Source organism: Christensenella timonensis (assembly GCF_900087015.1).
Taxonomy (GTDB): Bacteria; Bacillota; Clostridia; order Christensenellales; family Christensenellaceae; genus Christensenella; species Christensenella timonensis.
In genome coordinates this window covers 1483610-1507574 of sequence record NZ_FLKP01000002.1, presented here as the reverse complement: position 1 = coordinate 1507574, position 23965 = coordinate 1483610, and the positions used below count along the sequence as shown (strand labels likewise).

31 protein-coding genes are annotated in these 23965 nt (G+C 51.9%); all 31 read left to right on the top strand.

The features are described 5' to 3' along the window. Positions 1-230: 230 nt before the first annotated feature. A complete protein-coding gene (locus tag BN6471_RS08620; RefSeq protein WP_066647767.1) occupies positions 231-752 on the top strand; it encodes a hypothetical protein in 522 nt (173 codons plus the stop codon). Continuing rightward, the gene (locus BN6471_RS08615) at positions 749-1039 is read left to right on the top strand and encodes a VRR-NUC domain-containing protein (RefSeq protein ID WP_066647764.1); all 291 of its coding nucleotides are present in this window, start codon (positions 749-751) and stop codon (positions 1037-1039) included. Before BN6471_RS08620 ends, BN6471_RS08615 begins: the two co-directional genes overlap by 4 nt. Further along, positions 1036-2406: an SNF2-related protein gene (locus BN6471_RS08610; RefSeq protein WP_066647762.1), complete on the top strand. Its 1371-nt coding sequence runs from the start codon at positions 1036-1038 to the stop codon at positions 2404-2406. The genes BN6471_RS08615 and BN6471_RS08610 overlap by 4 nt, the downstream gene beginning before the upstream one ends. Continuing rightward, positions 2393-2611: a hypothetical protein gene (locus BN6471_RS08605; RefSeq protein ID WP_066647761.1), complete on the top strand. Its 219-nt coding sequence runs from the start codon at positions 2393-2395 to the stop codon at positions 2609-2611. The genes BN6471_RS08610 and BN6471_RS08605 overlap by 14 nt, the downstream gene beginning before the upstream one ends. Continuing rightward, positions 2608-3036 (top strand): sigma factor-like helix-turn-helix DNA-binding protein, encoded by a 429-nt coding sequence (locus BN6471_RS08600; protein WP_066647759.1) that lies wholly within the window; start codon positions 2608-2610, stop codon positions 3034-3036. Before BN6471_RS08605 ends, BN6471_RS08600 begins: the two co-directional genes overlap by 4 nt. A 164-nt stretch (positions 3037-3200) precedes the next feature. Next, entirely contained in the window at positions 3201-3572 is a 372-nt protein-coding gene (locus tag BN6471_RS08595) for an HNH endonuclease (protein WP_066647756.1), read from the top strand. 108 nt (positions 3573-3680) lie between these two features. Beyond that, complete coding sequence (locus BN6471_RS08590; RefSeq protein WP_066647753.1) at positions 3681-4262, top strand: P27 family phage terminase small subunit; 582 nt, start codon at positions 3681-3683, stop codon at positions 4260-4262. Then, a complete protein-coding gene (locus BN6471_RS08585) occupies positions 4263-5513 on the top strand; it encodes a site-specific DNA-methyltransferase (RefSeq protein WP_066647750.1) in 1251 nt (416 codons plus the stop codon). Positions 5514-5624: 111 nt separating this feature from the next. Next, entirely contained in the window at positions 5625-6374 is a 750-nt protein-coding gene (locus tag BN6471_RS08580) for a hypothetical protein (RefSeq protein ID WP_066647748.1), read from the top strand. Beyond that, positions 6371-6595: a DUF4314 domain-containing protein gene (locus BN6471_RS08575; protein ID WP_066647746.1), complete on the top strand. Its 225-nt coding sequence runs from the start codon at positions 6371-6373 to the stop codon at positions 6593-6595. Before BN6471_RS08580 ends, BN6471_RS08575 begins: the two co-directional genes overlap by 4 nt. After that, the gene (locus BN6471_RS08570; RefSeq protein WP_066647744.1) at positions 6595-6774 is read left to right on the top strand and encodes a DUF5049 domain-containing protein; all 180 of its coding nucleotides are present in this window, start codon (positions 6595-6597) and stop codon (positions 6772-6774) included. The genes BN6471_RS08575 and BN6471_RS08570 overlap by 1 nt, the downstream gene beginning before the upstream one ends. 134 nt (positions 6775-6908) lie before the next feature. Next, positions 6909-7343 carry a DUF7698 family protein gene (locus tag BN6471_RS08565; RefSeq protein ID WP_066647741.1) on the top strand — a complete coding sequence of 145 codons (435 nt, stop codon included), beginning with the start codon at positions 6909-6911 and terminating at the stop codon, positions 7341-7343. Between the two features lie 179 nt (positions 7344-7522). Continuing rightward, complete coding sequence (locus BN6471_RS08560; protein ID WP_066647739.1) at positions 7523-7750, top strand: DUF7678 domain-containing protein; 228 nt, start codon at positions 7523-7525, stop codon at positions 7748-7750. Between the two features lie 132 nt (positions 7751-7882). Further along, a complete protein-coding gene (locus BN6471_RS08555; protein WP_187118781.1) occupies positions 7883-9484 on the top strand; it encodes a terminase large subunit in 1602 nt (533 codons plus the stop codon). A gap of 17 nt (positions 9485-9501) precedes the next feature. After that, positions 9502-10839, top strand: a complete 1338-nt coding sequence (locus tag BN6471_RS08550) for a phage portal protein (RefSeq protein WP_066647736.1) — start codon at positions 9502-9504, stop codon at positions 10837-10839. Beyond that, the gene (locus BN6471_RS08545; protein WP_074025767.1) at positions 10763-11611 is read left to right on the top strand and encodes a head maturation protease, ClpP-related; all 849 of its coding nucleotides are present in this window, start codon (positions 10763-10765) and stop codon (positions 11609-11611) included. The genes BN6471_RS08550 and BN6471_RS08545 overlap by 77 nt, the downstream gene beginning before the upstream one ends. 13 nt (positions 11612-11624) lie before the next feature. Further along, on the top strand, positions 11625-12821 hold the full coding sequence (locus tag BN6471_RS08540; RefSeq protein ID WP_066647731.1) for a phage major capsid protein: 1197 nt from the start codon (positions 11625-11627) through the stop codon (positions 12819-12821). Positions 12822-12890: 69 nt separating this feature from the next. After that, entirely contained in the window at positions 12891-13160 is a 270-nt protein-coding gene (locus BN6471_RS08535) for a head-tail connector protein (RefSeq protein WP_066647728.1), read from the top strand. Further along, complete coding sequence (locus BN6471_RS08530; RefSeq protein WP_066647726.1) at positions 13160-13492, top strand: phage head closure protein; 333 nt, start codon at positions 13160-13162, stop codon at positions 13490-13492. Before BN6471_RS08535 ends, BN6471_RS08530 begins: the two co-directional genes overlap by 1 nt. Then, positions 13489-13860: an HK97 gp10 family phage protein gene (locus tag BN6471_RS08525; protein ID WP_066647723.1), complete on the top strand. Its 372-nt coding sequence runs from the start codon at positions 13489-13491 to the stop codon at positions 13858-13860. The genes BN6471_RS08530 and BN6471_RS08525 overlap by 4 nt, the downstream gene beginning before the upstream one ends. Then, positions 13860-14177, top strand: coding sequence for a hypothetical protein (locus BN6471_RS08520; protein ID WP_066647722.1), 318 nt, complete (start codon positions 13860-13862; stop codon positions 14175-14177). Before BN6471_RS08525 ends, BN6471_RS08520 begins: the two co-directional genes overlap by 1 nt. A 1-nt stretch (position 14178) precedes the next feature. Then, the gene (locus BN6471_RS08515) at positions 14179-14814 is read left to right on the top strand and encodes a major tail protein (protein ID WP_066647720.1); all 636 of its coding nucleotides are present in this window, start codon (positions 14179-14181) and stop codon (positions 14812-14814) included. Between the two features lie 15 nt (positions 14815-14829). Next, entirely contained in the window at positions 14830-15204 is a 375-nt protein-coding gene (locus BN6471_RS08510) for a hypothetical protein (RefSeq protein WP_066647718.1), read from the top strand. 14 nt (positions 15205-15218) lie between these two features. After that, positions 15219-15371 carry a hypothetical protein gene (locus BN6471_RS13090; protein WP_187118772.1) on the top strand — a complete coding sequence of 51 codons (153 nt, stop codon included), beginning with the start codon at positions 15219-15221 and terminating at the stop codon, positions 15369-15371. Between the two features lie 57 nt (positions 15372-15428). Continuing rightward, positions 15429-18080: a phage tail tape measure protein gene (locus BN6471_RS08505; protein ID WP_066647716.1), complete on the top strand. Its 2652-nt coding sequence runs from the start codon at positions 15429-15431 to the stop codon at positions 18078-18080. Further along, complete coding sequence (locus BN6471_RS08500; protein WP_066647714.1) at positions 18081-18449, top strand: hypothetical protein; 369 nt, start codon at positions 18081-18083, stop codon at positions 18447-18449. Positions 18450-18464: 15 nt separating this feature from the next. After that, positions 18465-20594: a hypothetical protein gene (locus BN6471_RS08495; protein ID WP_066647712.1), complete on the top strand. Its 2130-nt coding sequence runs from the start codon at positions 18465-18467 to the stop codon at positions 20592-20594. Beyond that, a complete protein-coding gene (locus BN6471_RS08490; RefSeq protein ID WP_066647709.1) occupies positions 20591-21979 on the top strand; it encodes a hypothetical protein in 1389 nt (462 codons plus the stop codon). The genes BN6471_RS08495 and BN6471_RS08490 overlap by 4 nt, the downstream gene beginning before the upstream one ends. Further along, the gene (locus BN6471_RS08485; RefSeq protein WP_066647706.1) at positions 21976-22770 is read left to right on the top strand and encodes a hypothetical protein; all 795 of its coding nucleotides are present in this window, start codon (positions 21976-21978) and stop codon (positions 22768-22770) included. The genes BN6471_RS08490 and BN6471_RS08485 overlap by 4 nt, the downstream gene beginning before the upstream one ends. Then, on the top strand, positions 22760-23620 hold the full coding sequence (locus BN6471_RS08480; RefSeq protein WP_066647703.1) for a hypothetical protein: 861 nt from the start codon (positions 22760-22762) through the stop codon (positions 23618-23620). Before BN6471_RS08485 ends, BN6471_RS08480 begins: the two co-directional genes overlap by 11 nt. 17 nt (positions 23621-23637) lie before the next feature. Next, complete coding sequence (locus BN6471_RS08475; protein WP_066647700.1) at positions 23638-23964, top strand: hypothetical protein; 327 nt, start codon at positions 23638-23640, stop codon at positions 23962-23964. Position 23965 lies beyond the last annotated feature (1 nt).

Here is a 23965-nt window from a genome sequence, read left to right as displayed (position 1 = left end):
TATATATATTCGAAATCCTTGTAACAAAAAGGAGTAGGTAATAACAACACACGCGTAAGGGTATATAGGGAGTTCTTGTCCTTTCTGTCCCCTTGTCCAAAAGAAAATTTGAATCCCCTATGGCATGAAAACAATTGATTTTAGCGGCTTTCCGGACATTTGGCTCCCTATGAAAAGACTCCTTTTCACGGGGACAAGCTCCGGACAGGCTATGGAAAGGATGATTTTTTATGAAAGAACTTGATGAAAAGTATATCGCCCGGTGCCACCGAAAATTAAAAGAATATGGTGCGCCTCTCTCCGGTTGGTATTGCGTAGAGGTGATCGACATTGCAGATGAAATGGATGACGAGGATGCAACAACCGAATGTGAACTCTGCGGCTGCAAGAAAGTGCGCTACATCCATGTAATGCGCCATGACGACTACTTCGATGATTTCCGTGTTGGCTGTATCTGCGCCGGAATCATGGAAGGCGACATTCTTGAGGCCAAGGACCGTGAGCGCCGCTTCAAGAATCGTCAGAAACGGAAGCTGAACTTTCCGAGACGGAAATGGAGAACTCTCCGGAACGGAAATTACTACCTCAGCTATCACGATCATGCCGTGTTCATCAACAGAACAGGAAATGGCAGATTTTATGTCAGATGCGGAGATAACACAAGTTACCGCTACAAGGGAAGACCCATCGACAACTTCCTCTCCGCTGCTTATGCTGCCTTTGATCTGGCAGACCCGAAGGAGGCCTTATGAGAGAAAAAGATATCGAACAGAAACTGGTGCAGGCAGTGAGTGCTGCCGGCGGGAAGGCTTGGAAATTCACCTCTCCTGGTACGGCAGGCGTGCCTGACCGCATCCTGCTTTTCCCTTCCGGGCGGATGGCCTTTGCTGAACTGAAGGCACCGGGCAAACACCTCCGTCCGCTCCAGAAACGGAGAAAGATCCAGCTCGAACACCTTGGCTTTACCGTATTCGTCATTGACGACCCGGAACAGATCGGCGAGGTCCTCCGGAAGATGGAAGGAGGTACTGGCCATTGAAATTCGTACCGCATGACTACCAGAAATTCGCCATTCAATACATCATCGACCACCCCATTGCTGCGGTCCTGCTTGATATGGGTCTTGGCAAAACGGCGATCACGCTCACTGCCATCGAAGAGCTGATCCATGACCGCTTCGAAGTAAGATCCGCTCTCGTCGTAGCCCCTCTTCGGGTAGCCCGGGATACCTGGCCATCTGAGATTGAAAAGTGGGATCACCTGAAGGACCTCACCTTTACGGTTGCTGTCGGAAACGAGAAGCAACGACTCACCGCCCTGAAGAAATCTGCCGACATCCATATCATTAACCGCGAGAACGTTCCGTGGCTCATTGAGAAATCAGGCATTCCCTTTGACTACGACATGATCGTAATCGACGAGCTCTCCTCTTTCAAAAATCATCAGGCGAAACGCTTCCGTGCACTGATGAAGGTCCGTCCGAAAGCCAGCAGGATTGTCGGGCTGACCGGGACTCCTTCTTCCAATGGACTCATGGACCTGTGGGCCGAGTACCGGATTCTGGATTTCGGAGAGCGGCTCGGAAGATATATTTCCAGATATCGCCTTCAGTATTTTAGACCAGACAAATACAACGGCCCTGTGGTCTACTCCTACAAACCACTACCCGGAGCGGAAGAACAGATTTATAGCAAGATCTCCGATATCACGATTTCCATGAAGAGTACCGACTACCTGAAGATGCCGGCGAAGATCATGAACGAGGTCAAGGTGAAGCTCGATGAAAAGGAACAGAAGCTCTATGACACGATGAAGAAGGAGCTGACCATCTCTTTAAAGGACAAGGAGATTGATGCCGGAAATGCCGCTGCTCTCTCCGGAAAGCTGATCCAGATGGCTGACGGTGCTGTCTATGACAACGACGGCGGAGTCGTGAAGATCCATGACAGGAAGCTCGATGCGCTGGAAGATCTGATCGAAGGTGCTAATGGAAAGCCGGTGCTGGTGAGCTACTGGTACCGCCATGATCTGGACCGCATCAAAGAGCGCTTCTCTTCAGCAAGAGAACTGAAGAGTCACGAGGACTTTACAGAATGGAACAAGGGACAGATTCCCGTAGCCCTGATCCATCCGGCTTCCGCAGGACATGGGCTTAACCTTCAGTCCGGCGGCAGCACCATCGTATGGTTCACTCTGACCTGGAGTCTTGAGCTTTACGAACAGATGAACGCCCGCCTCTGGAGACAGGGACAGAAGTCCGAAACCGTGGTCATCCATCACATCATTACCGAGGGCACCATCGACGAGAACATCATGAAGGCGCTCCGGACTAAGGACAAGACGCAGTCCGCACTGATTAATGCAGTGAAGGCAAACCTGAAAGGAGATGCGAATGGATCCTTATGAAAAACTCGCCAACGCCATCGTCCTTCTGGCAGCGAAGGATTACCGGAGTGCTCTAAAGCGTCTGAAGAAAACTCCGAGGAACCGGGAAGCCAAGGCTGCTGCCTCTGATCTGGAGCGGTTCTTCCGCTCCGGATGGTATTCGGCTCTTACCTCTGTAGATGGAGAGTACCTGATAGAAAACATAAGAAAGGAGGTTCTCGAATGACCCCAGAAGAATATCTCCAGCAGGCATATCGCCTCGACCAGCGCATACGTCTGGACACCGAGGAAGTAAAACGAATCCGGGAGCTGTCCTGCAGCGTTTCTGCGATCTGCTATGACAAGGAACACGTGCAGGCCTCCCATCCATCGGATGCACCTTTCGTGCAGGCACTGGAACGGTTGGAAGAACTAGAAGGAAAGATTGCGGATGAACTGAATCTCCTTTCCAAGCTGAAAAAACAGATCGGCGAAATGATCCGTTCCCTTCCTTCCACGGACGAGCAGTTGATTCTCTCCTACCGCTATCTCTGCGGGATGACCTGGAAAGAGATCGGAACGGAACTTCACATCGACCGGACCACTGCCTGCCGTTGGCATGACAACGCACTCGATCACCTGAAGGTACCTGAAAATCCTGTAATGATTTAAAAGTTGCACGCAATACCACACGTTGCAACAAGACGCACACGCCCCTATATGTTATAGTAGAATCAGCAAAAATGAATGATACAAAGTCGCGCAGGCGGCTGAACCGAAGCCTCGAAGGAAGAATCCTCCGGGGCTTTTGTTATGCCAGAAAGGAGGCGACAGGCATGCCAAGGAAGCCCAAACGTCCCTGCCGGTATCCGGGATGCAGAGAGCTCTGTGAGGACGGCGAACAGTACTGCCCCACGCATAAGAGACTGATGGAGAAGCACTACGATGACTTCACCCGAGGCTACAACGGACACAAGCGTTACGGCAGCCAGTGGAGAAAGATCCGGACACGCTACGTTCACAAGCATCCTCTCTGCGAGGAGTGCTTAAAGCATGGGCGATTCGTTCCGGTCGAGGAAGTCCACCATATCGTTCCGATCTCCGAGGGAGGAACCAACGACGAGAGCAATCTCATGAGTCTTTGCCGGAGCTGTCACGAAAAAATCCACGAGAAACGTGGTGACAGGAAACCGGGAGGGGCGGTCTGAATCTCTAAAACCAAAAGGCTAAAAGACCGCCGCCCCCTCTCGTGTGCGTTTTTTCCGGTTCAAACAGGGGATAAAACCCAGCCGCCTGCAGGAAAGGAAGTGTAACCCATGGCAAAAGACGGAACATACCGTGGCGGCAGGCGAATTAAAGCCGGTGGCAAGCCCACTCCTGCTGCGGAAAAGATAGCAAATGGAAAGCCGGTTCAGATCATGAGAAATGACATTCCTGATCTGGAGCCGGATGAACTTGAGGCAGTGGATCTTCCGGAGGGAGCTGTGCTCGAAGGCGCAGATATGCCGAAGCCGGATGAATATCTCTCTGCCAAACAGAAGAACGGCAAGCCTCTCGGGGCCGACGTTATCTACAAGGAAACCTGGCTCTGGCTGAAGCGCCGCCACTGCGAAAATCTCGTAAACAAGCGTCTCATTGAATCCTACGCTCAGAACTTCGCTCGTTACATTCAGTGCGAGGATGCGATCAGTACCTACGGCCTTCTAGGCAAGCATCCGACGACCGGCGGTGTTGTGAGCTCTCCCTTCGTCCAGATGGCCAGCCAGTTTCAGAAGGCTGCCAATCTCATCTGGATGGAAATCTACGACATTGTGAAACAGAACTGCACCGAGGAGTTTGAGGATGGAAATCCGAATGACACGATGGAGCAGCTTCTTCGTTCAAGGAAAGGACGATAAATGGATACCGTAAAACTCGAGCAGGTACCAATTGATAAGCTGGTGCCTTATGCAAGGAATGCCAGAACACATTCCAAGGAACAGATCGCACAGCTAAGAGCAAGCCTTCGTGAATTTGGCTTTGTCTCCCCTGCCGTGATCGACAGTAAATACAACATCCTCGTCGGCCACGGACGTGTGCAGGCAGCACGCGAGGAAGGATATAAGACTATCCCCTGCGTCTTTGCCGAAAACCTGACCGACGCTCAGAAGCGTGCCTATATCCTTGCCGACAATCAGCTGGCTCTGAATGCAGGATGGGATGAAGAGATGCTCTCTGTGGAACTGTCCGATTTGAAAGATGAATCCTTTGATCTGTCACTCCTCGGCTTTGACGAAAAGGATCTGGAAAAGCTGATGGCAGGCCCAGACGATGGCGGCGCACAAGATGATGATTTTGATCTCTCCGCTGCCCTTGAGAAGGCATCCTTCGTCGAAAAAGGTGATCTCTGGACGGTCGGAAAGCACCGACTGCTCTGCGGCGATGCTACTTCTCCTGAAGACGTCGAGCGCCTGATGGGAGGCAAGACCGCAAACCTGATCCTTACAGATCCGCCTTATGGAGTTTCCTTCAAAGCATCCGACGGGCTCACGATTGAAAACGACAGCCTGAAGGGCGATGAATTCTATAAGTTCCTGCTTTCTGCATTTACCAACATGGCCGCTCACCTTGAGAAAGGTGGTGCGGCTTATGTTTTCCACGCAGATACCGAGGGGCTTAACTTCCGAAAAGCCTTCATTGATGCCGGCTTCCATCTGGCAGGAGTTTGTATCTGGGTAAAAAACTCTCTGGTTCTCGGTCGTTCCGATTACCAGTGGCAGCATGAACCGATCCTCTACGGCTTCCTTCAGAATGGAAAGCATCCATGGTATTCCGACCGAAAGCAAACGACCATCTGGAACTTCAATAAGCCGAAGCGTAACAAGGATCACCCGACCAGCAAGCCGCTCGATCTTCTCTCCTACCCGATCAAGAATTCCAGTCAGGAGAATGCCATCGTGCTTGATACATTCGGCGGATCCGGATCCACGATGATGGCCTGTGAACAGATGAACCGCATCTGCTACATGTCAGAACTTGATCCGAAATACGCCTCAGTTATCCTTCGACGATACGTTGAGGATACTGATGATGCCAATAATGTGTATGTAGAACGAGCCGGTAAGAAGATCCCCTACTCCGACCTCGTGAAGGAAGTAGAAACTACATAAATTGCTTCGTTTCAGGAGCCTTTCTTTGGTAGATATTTCACGCCGGATTTCCTTGCTATATTCCCGGCACAGAGTGATGTATGTACTACCAAAACAAAGGAGGTACATACCATGAAACTTACATTCAACGTTACCAAGGAAAACAAGAAGGCTTTCGCCAATGCGATCAGCGGGATCACCGGTGAAAAAGCCATCTACCAGTTCACACCAACCTACGCTTTTAAGATCGGCGATCTTACCGTAAATCGAGATGCCACCCTTACCGCTCCGGATGGCAAGGACCTCAGAGCCCTGCTCGAAGCTTTGAAAGCAGAAGGCTATGAGCTTCAGAATACGGATACCGAAAGCCCTGCAGCTGAAGAAACAACGGAGCAGAGCAAAGAAGCCCCTGCCACAGCGCAGGAAGAAGAACCTGCTGCAGACGAGCAGCCGGAAGCGGATGAGGAAGCGCCGGAGCTTACGGTAAGCCTCCCGCTTGATGCCGCAAACGTCGGAACACTCACGAACATCCTCTCCTCCAAGGGAGACCTGATCCGGCACGCCCTCGGGGTCACAGACCTTCGAATCAACGTCACCGACGACAAGATTGAATTCCCATGGTTTGACCGGGAGCTTACCGCAGACGAGGCCAAGGCCTACACCACTTTCCTTTCCCTGCTCTGCAAGTTCTCGAAGGAACTGAAGCACGCCAGCAGCAGGCCAGTGGAAACAGACAATGAAAAATACGCCTTCCGCTGCTTTCTCCTCCGCCTCGGCTTTATCGGACCGGACTACAAGGAAGCGAGAAAGATCCTGCTTCAGAACCTGACCGGAAGCGCAGCCTTCCGGAACGGCGCTCCGGCAAAGGAGGTCAAGGCATGAGAATGATAAGCGAAAAGGCGCTCAAGGCTCTGCGGGAGAATTACCCGCAGGGCACACGAATCGAACTGATCCAGATGGATGATATTCAGGCACCGCCTGTCGGAACCCTCGGAACCATTATCGGAGTCGATGATACAGGATCTCTTCTGGTGAACTGGGATAACGGCTCCGGCCTCAACGTGATCTACGGCGAAGATGTCGTGAGAAAGGTGGTGAGATGATGGATCCGAAGATCAGAGAGCAGATCCTTCTGATCCGCGATACGGGACTTACGAACATGTTCGATCTTCCGATGGTTCAGCGCCTTGCCTACGAGAGAGGCTACTTCGAGCTGGTCCTCTACCTCGAGGATCACCGCGATGAATATGCCCATTTCATCCTGCACGGCGATGCCAGATAATCACAGTAATTCCGGCGTATCTTTGTGCACATTATGAGTCTATTCTCCTTGCTATATATCCGGCACAGAGTGATATATGTACATGCCAAAGGGAAAGGCAAACAAGACAAGCACAAAGCAAGGAGGACAAAGCCATGACGAACATTTTTGAAGAAACCTACAACCGCATCGCAGAAGCAAAGAAAGCCTACAAGGCAGCCACCACCGCCGAGGGCAGGGACGCCGCAAGGGAAGCTGCAAAGGCAGCCGAGGACAAAATCGATGAGATGGGCGACATCGCCTGGAAGATCTGGAGAGCCTACGAGAAATCAAGGGACAATGAGAACGAGATCCTGGACTTCGACGACATCATCTGGGACCGGGATGTGGAAGCCCTCACCGCCTGCATGAGAGAGAACGGCATCAAAGCCTTCACCTACTCCTGCCAGGCAACGGACGCAATTGAAACCTTATGGCTTTTCAAACAGGCCGGCTGCACGATCGGCGAGATGGTCGAGGTCAACCTTCGGAAAGACCTCTGGGGCAAGGACTACGAAAAGGGTCATGCATTCAAGATGAACATCAACTGAAAAGACTCAGGGAGGAAGCCCCGAAGCGGGGCCTCTTCCTCGTACAAATATACACAGATCCTCCTGCTGATATTTGTGACATATATTCTCCGATTCTCCTTGCTATAAAACGGCTTCGGAGTGATATATGTACATGCCAAAGGAAAAGGGCGCAAAAAGAAAAACGGAGGATAAAAACCATGTGGAAAAACGGAAGCCTTAAGATTGGAAACCAGATTTTCACCTACTGCGCAAAGGTATACGGAGAGCCGAGCGAAGACTACGGCATCGAAGGCGGCAAGGTGAGTAAGCTCGAGATTCACCTGAGCGATTACCCGGTTGCAAGATACGACCGCGGCTGGGATATCGAGCCGGAGACAGAAAACGCACAGCTTGCGGTTGCCGCCATCCTGCACAGCCTGAACTAAACAGGAAAGCAACTTCCGGGAGGGAGCCGGGAACGGCTCCTTCTCTCGTACAGATACAACACATGATTACAAGGATCACTCCGGCGGTCCTTTTGTTTTGCAAACAATCAGGAAGGAGGACGCCAAATGGCAATGCGAAAACTGAAAAACTATAAGCCGACCCGATTTATGGCGGAGACCTCCCACTACAGCAAGGAGGCTGCCGATTATGCCGTGCTCTTTATCGAAAGCCTCCGACATACCAAAGGCAGCTGGTACCGGAAGCCCTTTGATCTGATTGACTGGCAGGAGCAGATCATCCGAGATCTTTTTGGTATTCTGAAGCCGAACGGATATCGTCAGTTCAACACCGCCTACATCGAGATCCCGAAGAAACAAGGCAAGTCCGAGCTTGCCGCTGCGGTCGCCCTGCTTCTTACCTGCGGTGACGGCGAGGAACGTGCAGAAGTCTACGGTTGTGCCGCAGACAGAAATCAGGCCAAGATCGTGTACGACGTGGCCGTTGATATGGTGCGGCTCTGCCCCGCTCTGGATAAACGAGTGAAGATTCTGGAATCCCAGAAGAAACTCATCTATCTTCCGACGAACAGTACCTATCAGGTGCTCTCTGCAGATGTCGCCAATAAACACGGTTTTAATACGAGCGGCGTGATCTTCGATGAGCTTCACACCCAGCCGAATCGGAAATTATACGACGTTATGACAAAAGGTTCCGGCGATGCCAGAACCCAGCCGCTTTACTTTCTGATCACGACTGCAGGAACGGATACGAATAGCATCTGCTACGAGGTCCACCAGAAGGCACTCGATATTATCGCCGGAAGAAAGATTGATCCGACCTTCTATCCTGTGATCTACGGCGCAGCGGAATCCGACGACTGGACAGATCCGGAGGTCTGGAAGAAAGCGAATCCGTCGCTTGGCATCACGGTCGGCATCGATAAGGTGCAAGATGCCTGCAACTCCGCCAAACAGAATCCCGGCGAAGAGAACGCCTTCCGGCAGCTGAGACTGAACCAATGGGTAAAACAGGCTGTCCGCTGGATGCCAATGGACAAATGGGACGCCTGTGCCTATCCTGTGGATCCGGATGAGCTGGAGGGCCGTGTCTGCTATGGCGGTCTCGACCTTTCGTCCACAACGGATATCACAGCCTTTGTCCTCGTCTTCCCGCCAAGGGATGAGACGGATAAATATGTGGTTCTCCCCTACTTCTGGATTCCGGAGGACAACGTTGATCTTCGTGTGAGGCGTGATCACGTTCCTTACGACCTCTGGGAGAAGGAAGGCTATCTCGAAACGACCGAAGGCAATGTCATTCATTACGGATTTATCGAGAAGTTCATCGAGAATCTCGGGAACCGGTTCAATATCCGTGAGATTGCCTTTGACCGCTGGGGAGCTGTCCAGATGGTACAGAACCTCGAGAGCATGGGCTTTACCGTTGTTCCTTTCGGCCAGGGATTTAAAGATATGTCTCCGCCTACCAAGGAGCTCATGAATCTGGTCCTTGAGAAACGGATTGCCCACGGCGGGCATCCGGTGCTCCGCTGGATGATGGATAACATCTTCATCCGTCGTGATCCGGCAGGAAACATCAAGGCAGACAAGGAAAAGTCCACAGAGAAGATCGATGGCGCGGTCGCTATGATCATGGGCCTCGACCGGGCAATCCGGTGCGGCAACGATAGCGGCGAATCCGTCTATGACAACCGCGGCATCCTCTTTCTCTGATCATGCAGGAGGTATGAATGAGCATCTTTTCAAAACTATTTAAATCCAGAGATAAGCCGCAGAACTCCACGAACGGGTCCGGCTATCGCTACTACTTCGGCGGCACGACTTCCGGCAATACCGTAACGGAACGATCTGCCATGCAGATCTCAGCAGTCTATGCCTGCGTCCGTGTTCTCTCGGAGGCCATCGCAAGCCTGCCGCTTCACCTCTATGAATACACAGAGGAAGGCAGCAAGGTGAAAGCTGTGAAACATCCGCTTTACCGGCTTTTACATGATGAGCCGAATCCGGAAATGACATCGTATATCTTCCGGGAAACTTTGATGACGCATCTGCTCCTCTGGGGCAACGCTTACGCACAGATCATAAGGAACGGACGCGGTGAAGTCGTAGGGCTATATCCTCTGATGGCAAACCGGATGCGTGTGGACCGTGATGAGAACGGCCACATCTACTATGAGTACCAGATGAATACCTCGGATGCTCCCACGATGAAAACCGGAACGGTCCGGCTCTCCCCGGAGGAAGTGCTGCATGTTCCCGGTCTTGGCTTTGACGGCCTTGTCGGTTACTCCCCTATCGCGATGGCGAAGAACTCCATCGGCATGGCAATGGCAACCGAAGAATACGGCGCGTCCTTCTTTAAGAACGGCGCGAATCCGTCCGGCGTGCTTTCCATGCCCGGGACGGTAAAGGATCCGGAGAAGATCCGCTCCTCTTGGGAAGCGGGCTTCGGAGGAAGCCACAAGGCCAACAAGGTCGCGATCTTAGAGGAGGGCATGACTTATACCCCGATCTCCATCTCGCCCGAACAGGCGCAGTTTCTGGAGACTCGGAAATTCCAGCTGGATGAGATTGCAAGGATCTTCCGGATTCCACCCCACCTCATCGGTGATCTGGAGCATGCAACCTTCTCAAACATTGAGGAGCAGTCACTGGAATTTGTCACTTATACGCTGGAGCCGTGGCTCGTCCGCTGGGAACAGTCGATGCAGCGCTCTCTCCTGCTTCCGCAGGAAAAGGAAAACTACTTCATCCGCTTCAACGTGGACGGCCTGCTTCGAGGAGATTACGGCAGCCGGATGAGCGGCTACGCCACCGGCATTCAGAACGGCATCTACTCCATCAATGATGTGAGAGAGCTTGAAAACATGGACCTGCTTTCTGATGAGGAAGGCGGCAACCTTCACGTCCTGAACGGAAATGTCGTAAAACTCGCTGACGCAGGATCCGCGTATGAGAAGAATACAGAATCAGAAAATAAGGAGGACTCAGATGAATCCACAGAAGAAGTTCTGGAAATGGGTAAGAAACAAAACGCCCGTACCGGAAAATCCAAGCGAAACAACTGAATCAAGAACCTTGTTCTTAAACGGAACAATCGCTGAAGAGTCGTGGTTTGACGATGACGTCACCCCGGCTCTTTTTCGTTCCGATCTTGAGAACGGAACCGGCGACATCACCGTCTGGGTAAACAGCCCCGGAGGCGACTGCTTCGCGGCAGCTCAGATCTACAACATGCTCCGTGACTACAAGGGAAAGGTCACCGTCAAGGTAGACGGTCTTGCTGCATCGGCAGCGTCCGTCATTGCAATGGCAGGCGATACGGTTCTCGTCTCTCCTGTCTCGATGATCATGATCCATAACCCGAGCACTGTTGCGATGGGTGACACGGCAGAAATGCAGAAAGCCATCCAGATGCTCTCCGAGGTGAAGGATTCCATCATCAATGCCTATCAGGCAAAGACCGGTCTTTCGAGAAACAAGCTCTCGAAACTCATGGATGAGGAGACCTGGATGGATGCCGGCAAGGCTGTGGAGCTTCACTTTGCAGACGGCATGATCGAGCGCGACGAACTCTACGGTACCAAAACAGTACCTGAGCCTGACGAAGAGGATGAGCCATCCGAGGGCGATGAGAAACCGGACGAGTCGTCAGAGGAGAATGAAGAGCAGCCTTCCGGCATGCTTTTCTCCCGCTACCAGGTGGCAGCAGCGATCAATAAGAAACTCTGCGACTACGCAAGGAACCACCCTGCAACCCCGCAGGCCAAAGATACCACTCACTTACACAGGGTCGATGACCTCGAAAAGAGACTCGATCTCATGAAACAGTTCATCTAAGGAGGAAAATATTATGACTTTACAGGAGCTTATGAACAAGAGAGCAAAGGCATGGGAAGCTGCAAAAGCCTTCCTTGACTCTCACAGAAACACCGACGGACTTCTCTCTCAGGAGGACGGTGAAACCTACGACCGCATGGAGAAGGAAATCACCGACTACACCAAGGAAATCGACCGTCTGAACAGACAGGCAGCTATTGAGGAGCAGATGGGAAAGCCGACCGCTTCTCCCCTCACTGGAAAGCCGGGAGCCGGCGTAAAGGACGAGCCGGAGAAAAAAGGCCGTGCTTCTCACGCATACGCCAAGGCAATGATCGCTGCCATGCGTACCGGATTCCACCAGGTATCCGATGTTCTGGAGGAAGGCAATGACGCGAACGGCGGCTACCTTGTTCCGGAGGAATGGGATTCCCGTCTCATCGATAAGCTGGAGGAAGAGAACATCTTCCGTGGACTTGCGACCACCATTACCACTTCCGGTGAGCACAAGATCAACATCGCAGCCACCAAACCTGCAGCAGCGTGGATTGAGGAAGGTCAGGAGCTTACCTTCGGTGATGCCACCTTCGATCAGGTGATCCTCGATGCCCACAAGCTGCACGTAGCCATCAAGGTAACGGAGGAGCTGCTCTACGACAACGCCTTCAATCTTGAGAACTACATCATCGATACCTTCGGAAAGGCCATCGGCAATGCCGAGGAAGATGCTTTCTTGAACGGTGACGGCAAGGGCAAGCCGACCGGCATCTTCGCTGAGACTGGCGGCGGTCAGACCGGCGTCACGCTTTCGGGAACCAAGCTTACTGCAGATGACATCATCTCCCTCATCTACGCTCTTAAGCGTCCGTACCGCAAGAATGCCCGCTTCATTTTAAACGATTCCACACTTGCAGTTCTCCGCAAGCTCAAGGATTCGAACGGCGCGTACATCTGGCAGCCTTCCTACACTGCCGGTGAACCGGATCGTCTCTGCGGATATTCCGTTCTAACCTCTGCTTATGCTCCGGCGCTGGAAGCTGGAAAGCCTGCCATCGCATTCGGCGACTTCTCCTACTACAACATCGGAGACCGTGGCACTCGTTCCGTTCAGGAACTCCGTGAGCTTTTCGCAGGCAACGGAATGATCGGCTACGTCGCCAAGGAGCGTGTTGACGGCAAGCTCGTGCTGCCGGAAGCCGTGCAGATTCTGAAGGCTGGAGCATCCGCCTGACGGATTCCCTCTTAACTAGTAACGGGGCCGGAGCCAATCACTCCGGTCCATATCATTATGGAGGTGCTTATGGTAAAGCTTGAGGACGCCAAGAAATATCTCCGGATTGATTATTCGGATGAAGATGCACTCCTGCAAAGCGAGATCTCCGCAGCAGAACGCCTGGTAGCTGATGTGCTGAGGAAGGACTCGCTCGACGACAGTGACAGCCCTCTCGTCATGGCTGCTGTTCTCTATGCCCTCGCTTACTTAAATGAGCACCGGGAGGAAGCAGACCATCACGCACTGATTCTTACCCTCCGCGCCATTCTGTTTGGAGAAAGGAGCCCTGGATTCTGATGAACATTGCAGGCATGAACATCCGCATCACGATTCAGAAAAATGAAATCGTGAAGGACAAGTACGGAAACCACACCAATGCGTGGACGGACTTTTTCACCTGCTGGGCAACGCCAGTTCAAAGCGACGGCTCAGAGAAACAGGAAGCTGGAACCACGAACAGTACGGAGGCACTTGATTTCACGGTCCGGTATGCGGAATGCCTCGAAGGGCTCGACTCCACGAAGCTCAGGATCCGACACGACGATGATCTCTACAACGTGACGGCGATAGACCCGATGGGATTCCATCACCGAAGTCTGAAATTCCGATGTGAGAAGGTGAAGCGATGAAGATAAAAGCAGACGATCTTGCTGCAACGGTTGAGAAGACACTCTCCGACTACGTGGAGGATGTGAACGATGTTGTAAAGCAGGAAATCAAGGATGCCGGCAAGGAAGCTGTAAAGGAACTGAAGGAAAAATCACCCAAGCGCAGAGGCAAGTACGCCAAGAGTTGGCGATCCACAGTTCAGAAGGAAACGGCTGTCGGCGCTGAAGTCGTCGTTCATAACAAGATCTATGGACTCACCCATCTTCTGGAAAAAGGTCATGCCAAGCGTGGCGGAGGTCGTGTTGATGGGATCCCGCATATCTCGACCGTGGAGGAAGACATCACCGGAAAGCTATCTGACGAGATTGAGAAGGAGTTGAAAAGCTGATGGACAAGATCATCACCATTCTGGAGGAGCTGGGTCTTCCCTTTGCCTACGATCACTTTACCGAGGGTGAAGGACCGGATCCACCTTTTCTCTGCTATCGCTGTCCGAACAGTGATAACTTCGTTGCGGATGGAACCGTGTATTTCCCGATTACCGAGATCGATATCGAGCTCTACACGGATAAGAAGGATCCAAAGATCGAAAAGAAACTGGAAGATCTGCTCGTGAAAAGCGGAATCTTCTTTGATAAAACAGAGACCTGGATAGAGTCGGAAAAGCTCTACGAGGTCCTGTATTCATTTGAACAGGAGGCCTGAAATGGCAAATAAAAAGAATAAGGTCAAGTACAACCTTAAAAATGTACATTATGCCATTGCGACAATCGCGGAAGACGGCACTGCCACTTTCGCAGACCCTGTAGCGTGGCCGGGTGCTGTATCCCTCTCTCTGGATGCTCAGGGAGACCAGACTATCTTCTGGGCAGACGGTGTGCAGTACTTCGTCACCACTGCAAACAGTGGATATAACGGGGACTTTGAGTCTGCAATGGTACCCGAGGACTTTCGGGAGAATGTGCTCGGAGAGATCAAGGACGGCAACGGTGTCCTGATTGAAGACGCGGATGCGCAGCCGATTCACTTTGCCCTGCTCTTTGAGTTTGACGGCGATGTGAATGAAATCCGTCACGTCATGTATAACTGCACGGCGACGAGACCTTCCGTAGCATCTTCCACGAAGGAGGATTCCATCGAGGTCCAGACCGAGAGTCTTACCATTAATGCCACCAGCATCAAGGATGCAACCCTTGGCAAGAACATCGTCAAGGCTAGGTCTGGAGCAGATACAGCCGATGCCACTTACCAGAACTGGTACAGCAAGGTGTACACGCCTGCCGCAGTAAAGGCAGCCAGCACAACGAGCACCACTACTTCGACATCTGGTTCCAGTAAGTAATAAGGAGGAACGATCATGTATCAGGAGATTTCGCTCCGGCTCAGTGATGGGTCGGAGCAGAATTTCCCGTTTCTCGCAACGGGAACAACAGCCTACCGCTTTAAGCAGGTATTCCATCAGGATCTGATGATCCTCTTGAACAAGATGGAAAACAGCGAGGATGATCAAACCGATATGACAGTCGGTGACAAACTCGCTTTCATCATGAATGCACAGGCAGAAAAGAAGGATATGAATCATCTGAGCGTAGATGCTTTCCTTACCTGGGCAGACCAGTTCGATGGCGCAGAACTCTTCCTTCACATGCAGGAGTTCGTTACTCTCTACCTTGGCTCCAGAAGGACAACCTCAAAGCCAAAAAAAGAAGTCGCCCAACTGAACGGGAAGTAAACACGGCTGTGTTTATGCTGCGTGCCAAACAGCTGGGCTTTTCCTTAGAGGAACTCGACAACGTGGAGGAAGGACTCGTGATGGATATGATCATTGAATCCGGAAATGATCTCTGTGATGACGAGTACAGGCAGGTTGCAACGCAGCAGGATTTCGATTCGTTTTAATCAGCATCGGTAAAAGCCGGTGCTATTTTCATGCCGTTTTTCAGGAGGTGATGAGCTATGGCAGATCGTATCAAGGGCATAACGATTGAGCTGGATGGCGATACTACCAAGCTCTCCAACGCCCTGAAAGGTGTAAACAAGGAAATCCGTGATACCCAGAGCAATCTGAAGGATGTAAACAAGCTCCTGAAGATGGATCCGGGTAATGCCGATCTTCTTGCACAGAAGCAGAAATATCTAACTGACGCCATCGATGCCACGAAGAGGAAGCTGGCTGAGGAGAAGGAAGCCTTAGCTCAGCTCAAGGCAGGGCCGCAGACCGAGGAGACGCAGAAACAGCAGGAAGCGCTCACCCGGGAGATCGAAGCGACAAAGCAGTCCCTCGAAGGTCTGGAGGACGAATATAAGAAGTTCGGCTCTGTCGCCAGTCAGCAGTTGCAGGTCGCCGGTGACAAGATGAAGGAAGTCGGCGGCAAGGTCAGTGATGTCGGGGAAGGACTTACCAAGGGCATCACGGTTCCGGTCGCTGCCGCTGCAGGCGCTTCGGTTGCAGCATGGAAAGAAGTCGATGAAGCTCTCGATACAGTCACCGAGAAAACCGGAGCTTCAGGTGCTGCCCTCGAGGACATGCAGAAACGCGCCAAGTCCATCGCCGAGACGATCCCGACTGATTTTCAGACTGCTGGTGATGCCATCGGCGAAGTGAACACGAGATTCGGGCTTACCGGAGATGCACTCGAGGAGCTCTCCACAAAGTTCGTAGAGTTCGCCACGCTGAATTCGACGGATGTATCCACCTCGGTCGATAACGTCTCGTCCGTCCTCAATGCTTTCGGGCAGGATTCTTCCGATGCCGGAAACCTTCTCGATGCTTTAAACCAGGTCGGGCAGGCAACTGGTGTATCGATGGATACACTCTCGCAGGATCTCTCGAAGAATGCCGGACAGTTTCAGGCGATGGGACTTTCGGCAGAACAGGCAGCAGGCTTCATGGGCGCCGTCGAGATGTCTGGTCTGGATACCTCGACAATGCTCACTGGCCTCACCAAAGCGCAGAAGGTTGCAACGAAGAACGGTCAATCCCTCAGTGATGCATTGAAGGACTTCTCCAAAACGATGAACAGCAATCAGAGTGACACGGAGAAGCTACAGGCAGCATACGACCTGTTCGGCTCTCGTGCTGGTGGTGCCATCTATAACGCTGTGCAGAGTGGCAAGCTCTCCCTCGATGACCTGTCCTCTACTCTCGGAGATTATGCAGGATCCGTAGAGAATACCTTCAACGAAACTCTGGATCCTCTGGATCAGATGACGGTTGTGATGAACAACCTGAAAGACCTCGGCGCAGAAATCGTCGATGCTTCTGCACCGATGATCACTGAAGCCATGACGCAGATCAAAGACGTGGTGACCGGACTCAAGGATGCATGGGACGGATTATCCCCGGGCATGCAGGAAGCCATCGTAAAAGCAGCGCTCATCGCTGCAGCTGTTGGTCCGGTCGTCGTCGGTGTCGGCAAGGTTGTCACCGCTGTGGGTTCCGTCACAAGTGTGGTCGGAAAGCTGGCCGGCTTTCTTTCCACAACAGCGATCCCGGCGATCACAGCAGTTTCCGTTCCGATTCTTCCGATCATTGGAATCATCGCGGCGGTGGTGGCTGCTGTAGTTGCGGTGATTGAGATTGTGAAGCACTGGGGAGAAATCTCTGAGTGGTTCGGCGGCGTCTGGTCTACCGTTTGCTCTGGTGTACAGAGCATTGGTGAAGGCCTCGGCGACTTCTTTTCCGGGCTCTGGGATGGAATCCAGTCTGTGACTGAGACTGTGTGGAATGGGATCAGCGGCTTCTTCACAGGACTCTGGGAAGGGATCAGCACGACAGCTACCACGGTCTTTACTGGCATTTCGGATTTTCTCGGAAATACCTGGACTACAATCAGTGGAGCAGCATCTTCTGCTTGGAGTGGAATTACCACTACCCTCTCCGGTGCATGGAACGGCATTAAATCAACAGCCAGCACTGCCTTTGAGAATGTCAAAACGACCATCAGCACTGCATGGGATACGGTAAAGACCAAAACCGGGACCACTTGGGATGCCATTCAGTCTTCCGTTGAATCACATGGCGGCGGCATCAAAGGCATCATCGGGACAGCTGTGGATGCTTATAAATCGATCTGGGAAGCAGGATTTTCCAAGATCAATGATCTGACTGGCGGCAAACTCGGTGATGCTTTATCTGCTGCCCGAGGCAAACTTGGCGATATCAAGGGAGCCTTCTCCTCGATGATTGAAAACGCCAAGGGCATCGTAAGCGGCGGTCTTGACCGAATCAAAGGATTCTTCGCCGGATGCCATCTCCAGCTTCCGCATATCAAACTTCCACATTTCTCCATCAGTGGCAGTCTCTCTTTGAATCCTCCTTCTGTGCCGCATCTGTCAGTTGACTGGTACAAGAAGGCCATGGACGATGCCTACATCTTAAACAGCCCCACCATCTTCGGCGCTGCAGGTGGCAGACTTCTCGGTGGTGGTGAAGCCGGGCAGGAAGCGGTCGTCGGTACTGACAAACTGGCTGAGATTGTGCAGGGAGCCCTTGTCGGAGCTGGCGGGGGAGATATCGTGATCCCGGTTTATATCGGGAATGAACGAATCGAGGAACTGGTCGTAAAAGCACAGCAGCGAGTGAACTACCGGTCAGGAGGGAGATAAATGCTGAGCGAATATCCGATTTATTTCGATGACGTTAAGCTCTTCACTCCGGAAAGCTGGGAAGAAAGCTACGCTGTTATCGAAAATACCAATCAAACCGAGGCAGGAACGGATCAGGTGATTGTCACAAGATATGACAAGCTCTCCGTTTCTGCTTCTTTTAAATGTTCCAGCCGCTGGGCTGCAAAGTTTGCTGAGTTCCGGGACAAGGATTCCATTCAGGTGAAGCTATATGACCTGAAAACACAGGACTATAAGACCCGGACAATGCGGATGCGAAATTTCAAAACCGGTCCTGAGAAGAACTCGGAAAAGACGAGAGGAACGAATGGACTCTACACCGTAAGCTTCGATCTGGAAGAGTTCTAAGAAAGGAGGCGCTTCATGTACGCTGTAAGTGAACAATACAAGACTGCCATGAAGCAGCCCGTTCAGAGATTCCGGATGACTGGAAAAGTCGGGAGGGTGTCCTTTACGGATGACAACATCCTATCCGGATCCTTCTCCATCACGAACCAGTGCTCGGATGATTCTTCCGTTCAGATCGGACAGGTCTACATCGGGGAACTAGATGTGACGCTCATGAACCTGCAGATTCCTCGGTATAGCTGGAAGGACCAGGAGATCGCACCGGTTTTCGGAATGCGGCTTGCAGACGGAAGCTTCGAGGATGTGCCGCTTGGCGTGTTCACCATAGACTCTGCGAAACATACTGCTTCCGGTGTGGTGATCAAAGCCTACGATCACATGGCAAAGTTCGATAAGAACTGCTCCGTCACGTCCATCAACGGTACCGCCTACAACCTGATGCTGACAGCCTGTACAGCCTGTGGTCTTTCTCTTGGAACTACCAGTGAAGCGTTTGCAGCAATGGCAAACGGCTCTGATGAGCTTTCCCTTTACAGCGAATCCGATATCGAAACCTGGCGGGACTTTGTTTCGTGGGTTGCTGCATCGATAGCTGCGAATGTTTATGCCGGACGGGATGGGAAGATCTATGTCAAATCTTATGGTCAGACTGTGATTGATGAGATCGACACCGAACATCGTTTTACCGGATGTGAGTTCTCCGATTTCTCAACCAGATACACCGGCCTCTCCGTTGTGAATATCGATGCGAAGAGCACATCCTACTATGCCCTCGATACGGATGACGGCCTTACCTACAACATCGGCTCGGATCCCTTCCTCCAGTATGGTGTGGAGGAGAAAAAGGACGCACAGAGAAGGGCAATCCTCACCGCACTTTCGAAGGTTGACTACGTGCCGTTTAAGGCGGAGCTGATCGGGAATCCCGCCTATGATCTCATGGACGTGTTCCGCTTTACCGATGGGCTTGCCGATAAAGACAAGCTCTTCTGCATGACAAAGTTCACGTTCCAGTACAACAAGTCCTTCACGATGCAGGGCGTGGGGCAGGATCCGGCTCTGGCATCGGCAAAGTCTAAGACGGACAAGAACCTGCAGGGCATCCTGTCCTCCAATGAGAATCAGGACTATATTCGCTACTACGATTACCAGAACGCCGCTGATTACGACATCGCGGATACAGCAAAAGCCAAGATCATTGATATCCGCTATGTCACGGTGAAGGATACCCACATCGACTTCCATGCGGAGATCAAGCTGACGCTCGACACGACAGAGACAGAAGCGGAAGAAATAATATCGGATACCGACGCGGTGATGGTCGTTACGTACTACCTGAACGGGGAGGAGGTCAAGGATTATGTTCCGGTGGAAATGCTGCCGGATGGGACGCACCTTCTGCATCTTCTCTTCACCTGGAACAGCACGGCAAACCTTACGGGGAACTTTGAAGTTTGGCTCTCAATGGCCGGTGGCAGCTGCCACATCGCACGTGGAGATGCAAGAGCCTACATGGCAGGACAGGGTCTTGCCGGAAGCGGCGCTTGGGACGGAACCATTTCCGTTTACGATACGGTTCCGGAGATGAACCTGTTTCCAGTGTATCGCAGTTTTGATGCCTCAGTAACCGTTGGCCTGCTCTCGCCTGAAACTACAGGCTATTCCGATATCGTTCCATCCATGCAGTTATCCAGTGTGCTGCAGCCGATCGCTGGGACCATCGGTACGGTGAAGTTCCTGCACCGGTTTGATACGGAGCATCTCGATACCGTCACCTACAGCAGCGATGAGATTGAGATGAAGGATGGCACATGGAAGTTAAAGGATGGTGTGACGATCGCGGAACTTGTGACATCTGACTGTACTGCAGATCAGATCCTCTCCGTTACTTCGAACTGCGACAGCAATAACGTGAACTTCCTCGCCTCCTTCGATCACGGCAGTACCTGGTGGGAATATGCAAATGGCTGGATCACGCCGGATACCACGAAGGAGTCCTATGGCATGTTTGCTCCGGCAATGAAGGAGATCACCAAAAAGCAGTGGGAAGAAAAGCTCAATGGCTCCATTCAGCTGAAGGCAATCATCCACGAGAAAGGAACACTTACGGACATCCAGATCTTTACGAAAGAGGTGGAAGAATGATCAAAGGACATACCACAATCGAGCTCTTTAATGCCAAGACCGGGGAGCGCGAATTTCAATATGAGAAAGACAACCTTGTCACCAATGCGGTGCAGGAGCTGATTGCTTTCCAGACCATGATCGGAAGATCAATGAACAACAATGTCTTTCCCATCGCAAAGAATGCGCTCGGCGGCATCCTGCTTTTTGATGGAAAGCTCACTGAGGACGTGAACAACACGAACTTCCCGACGGAGGCAAAACTGGTGGGCTACGCTTCCCGGGATACCAACACGGATGATGCGATGCGGGGATCCCTGAATGCGATTGAGACACATAAAACGGATACCGGCTATGTTTCCGTTTGGGACTTCGGCACTGCGCAGGCAAACGGAACCATCCAGTCGGTTGCCCTGACGAGTGCCTATGCCGGGGTGAATCCTTTCCAGAGACAGGTTTGCGGGGATTTCTACTGTGACATGGATACCATCGAGAACAAAGAGCATAACGGAAGACCATTCCTTGTTCAGGATGAGTTTGTCTACTGGCTGAATTCGGATGGTGTGACGGTGCAGCGCGGCAGATTTGATCCCTATGCAGTGAAGGTCGCAGACCAGACCTATGGTTCCTTTACTCTCCCGTATGAAACGGTGACGACGCTTAAGCTTCCGGATTACCAGAACTTTAGCAATATCGGCCCGGCAAAATACTGGATGCCCGGCACAGACGGCTACCTTTACCTCATCACGCAGAACAACCGGATCAGCAGCTACACCTCTTACGGGAACACCTACTACAACTATTATTACGATGAGGGGAACGAGAAGGACGATGCGAAGCTCTATCTCACGAAGTATAAGATGTCCGATCTTTCTTTTGAGAAACAGCCGGAGGAAGTGATCACATTAGCCGGGGTACATCTGGCCTCACGGAATGACTATTCGATTGTGGTCAACAAGGGCTATCTCTATGCCAAATCTTATGACGAGCACAGTATCTACATCGTGAACCTGTCCAATCCGGTGGACATCAAGACTTTTACCTTTGATAACAGCGGGACCTTCGATAGAATGACGCCGATGCTCTATAACGGAGGCATTCAGTACCAGTATCGATACGAGAAGGACGGGAACAGCTACTACAAGACAGGCTTTCTTTATCCTGATGCGTCTCACTCCGAGGAGGCGGTTGACGGAGCTGCAATCGAGATTCCACCGATCCTTCATTCTGATGGGAAACTCCTCGCCACCTATCACTACGATGGGTATTACGACAACGACCGGATCCGCACCGCACTCCGATGCGCCTATCTTGGCACGATCAACAACTTGTCGTCTCCCATCACAAAGAACGCCTCGCAGACCATGAAGATCACGTATACGCTGACAGACAAGGAGGACGCATGAAGAAGCAGTATGAACTCCCTTACAACTTTTCCTACGACTTTATTCCGAAGCTCTCGCGAAAACGGGAGCTTTTTTCGTACATCCGCTGCATTTATCTTCCGGCATGGAAGGAGGATGCTGTGAGCACACGACAGGGCATTGAGAACAGAGAGGAGTATCCAAAAACCTATGAGGAGTATGTTCTTCGCCTGAAATGCCTGCAGCAGTTGGGGCTTCCACTCTGCGTGCTGATGCAAAGAGATGCGACACTGGACGCTCTGGAGAAGTATTACAACCTTGGTATTCGGATCTTCACGATCAGCGAGGATGCGCTGGCGATTGCCGCAAAGAGCAGACATCCGGAGATCTCGGTCACACTTTCGATCACAAGTGTTCTTACAAAAGAAGACATTCAGAGCCGGGACCTCTCCATGTACGACCACATCGTGCTGTTCTACTGGTTCTCCCGCCACCTCGATGCGTTGAGGAATCTGCCAAAGAAGTACCGCTATATCCTGATTCCGAACACGGACTGCTACTGGAATTGCAAATGGCATGATGCACACTGGTTTGCCACAAGCCGGGAAGAAGAGAGGGCAGCCACGAGCCTGTGCCGGAAGTGCGTTCATGATATGCAGGACACTTCGTTTATCGAGCCGGAGAATCTTTCTTACTTTGATCCGTATATCGACAGTTACAAACTGGTGGACCGCCTCAATACTACGGACCAGATCCTCACTGATCTCGAGCGGTATGCCTCGCGGAACACCGGTGCACAGAAGCGGGAGGAGGCGTACTTCAATGTCGATTAAGAAGATTCAGTATGGTGGAGCGCACAAGGTGATCAAGCGGCTCTGCGAGGCAGTGAACCAGCTGATCGATGAGGTGAGACAAGTAGCGGAGTTCGATGCCGACGGAGACGGAGTTGTGGACAATGCTGCAAAGGTGAACGGACACACGGTGGCCTGCGACGTACCTGAGAATGCGGTCTTTACGGATACCGCTTATGACGATACGGAAATCAAAGCTGCCGTGAAGGAAAACACCGATGCCATCCAGAAAAATACAGAAGCTCTTGGCGGGCATACCGTAAAATCCGATGTCCCGGAAGGAGCCGTCTTTACGGATACGACCTACACCTTTGAACTAAGTGACGGCAAGCTCACCATCCGCTCCTCGGAAGGAACCAAACAGGTGCTGACTCTTCCGGTATCCGGATCTGGAGGATCTTCCGGGGAGGTCACGGAAGTAGGCAAGCCCTCCTTCGATCACATCAAGAACGTCGCTGCGGTGACAAAGCTTGCGCTGGACGTGGATGACGGGAGGGGCTTCATTACCTATCCCGCAAACAGCGCTGTGCATTTGAAGAGATCCTCAATCACGAAGAGTGATCCGGATATCCGCCTGAAAGTCGTGGAAGTACAGCTTTCGGACGGAACCCTATCAACGGACATGGATACCTATAACGGATTCCGGTTCTACGCCACAACAGGAAAGTGCATCATAGATAGCGAAGATAACGGAACAAGAAGTTATCCAGATGCGGATCAGATCGGGCATTTCAAGTTTGCCGATGGTGTTGCTAACGATGAGACAACTCTGATGGCTTATAACCAAGCAACGCTTAAGTACAAGTACCTGATGGTATATGTGGAGGATTAAGGAAGGAGGTGATTCCATTGATCGACTTTATCTTGAAATACTGGATTCAGGAGCTCTTTGCCCTGATCCTTGCCGTCCTCACGTGGCTTTGGCGGACGCTGCTCCGGCGAAAACAGGAGAACGATGAAATTAAAGAAGGAATGATGGCACTGCTGCACGACCGGATTTATCAGGCCTGCAGCTTTTTTATTGCTCGGGGATACTGCACTCCGGAAGATCGGAGCAATCTTGAGTACCTGTACAAACCATACAAGGCACTTGGCGGCAACGGAACCGGAGAAACCCTGTACAAAAAGTGTCAGGAACTGCCCCTCTCGGCAGACAGTAAAGAAAAGGAGGAATGAA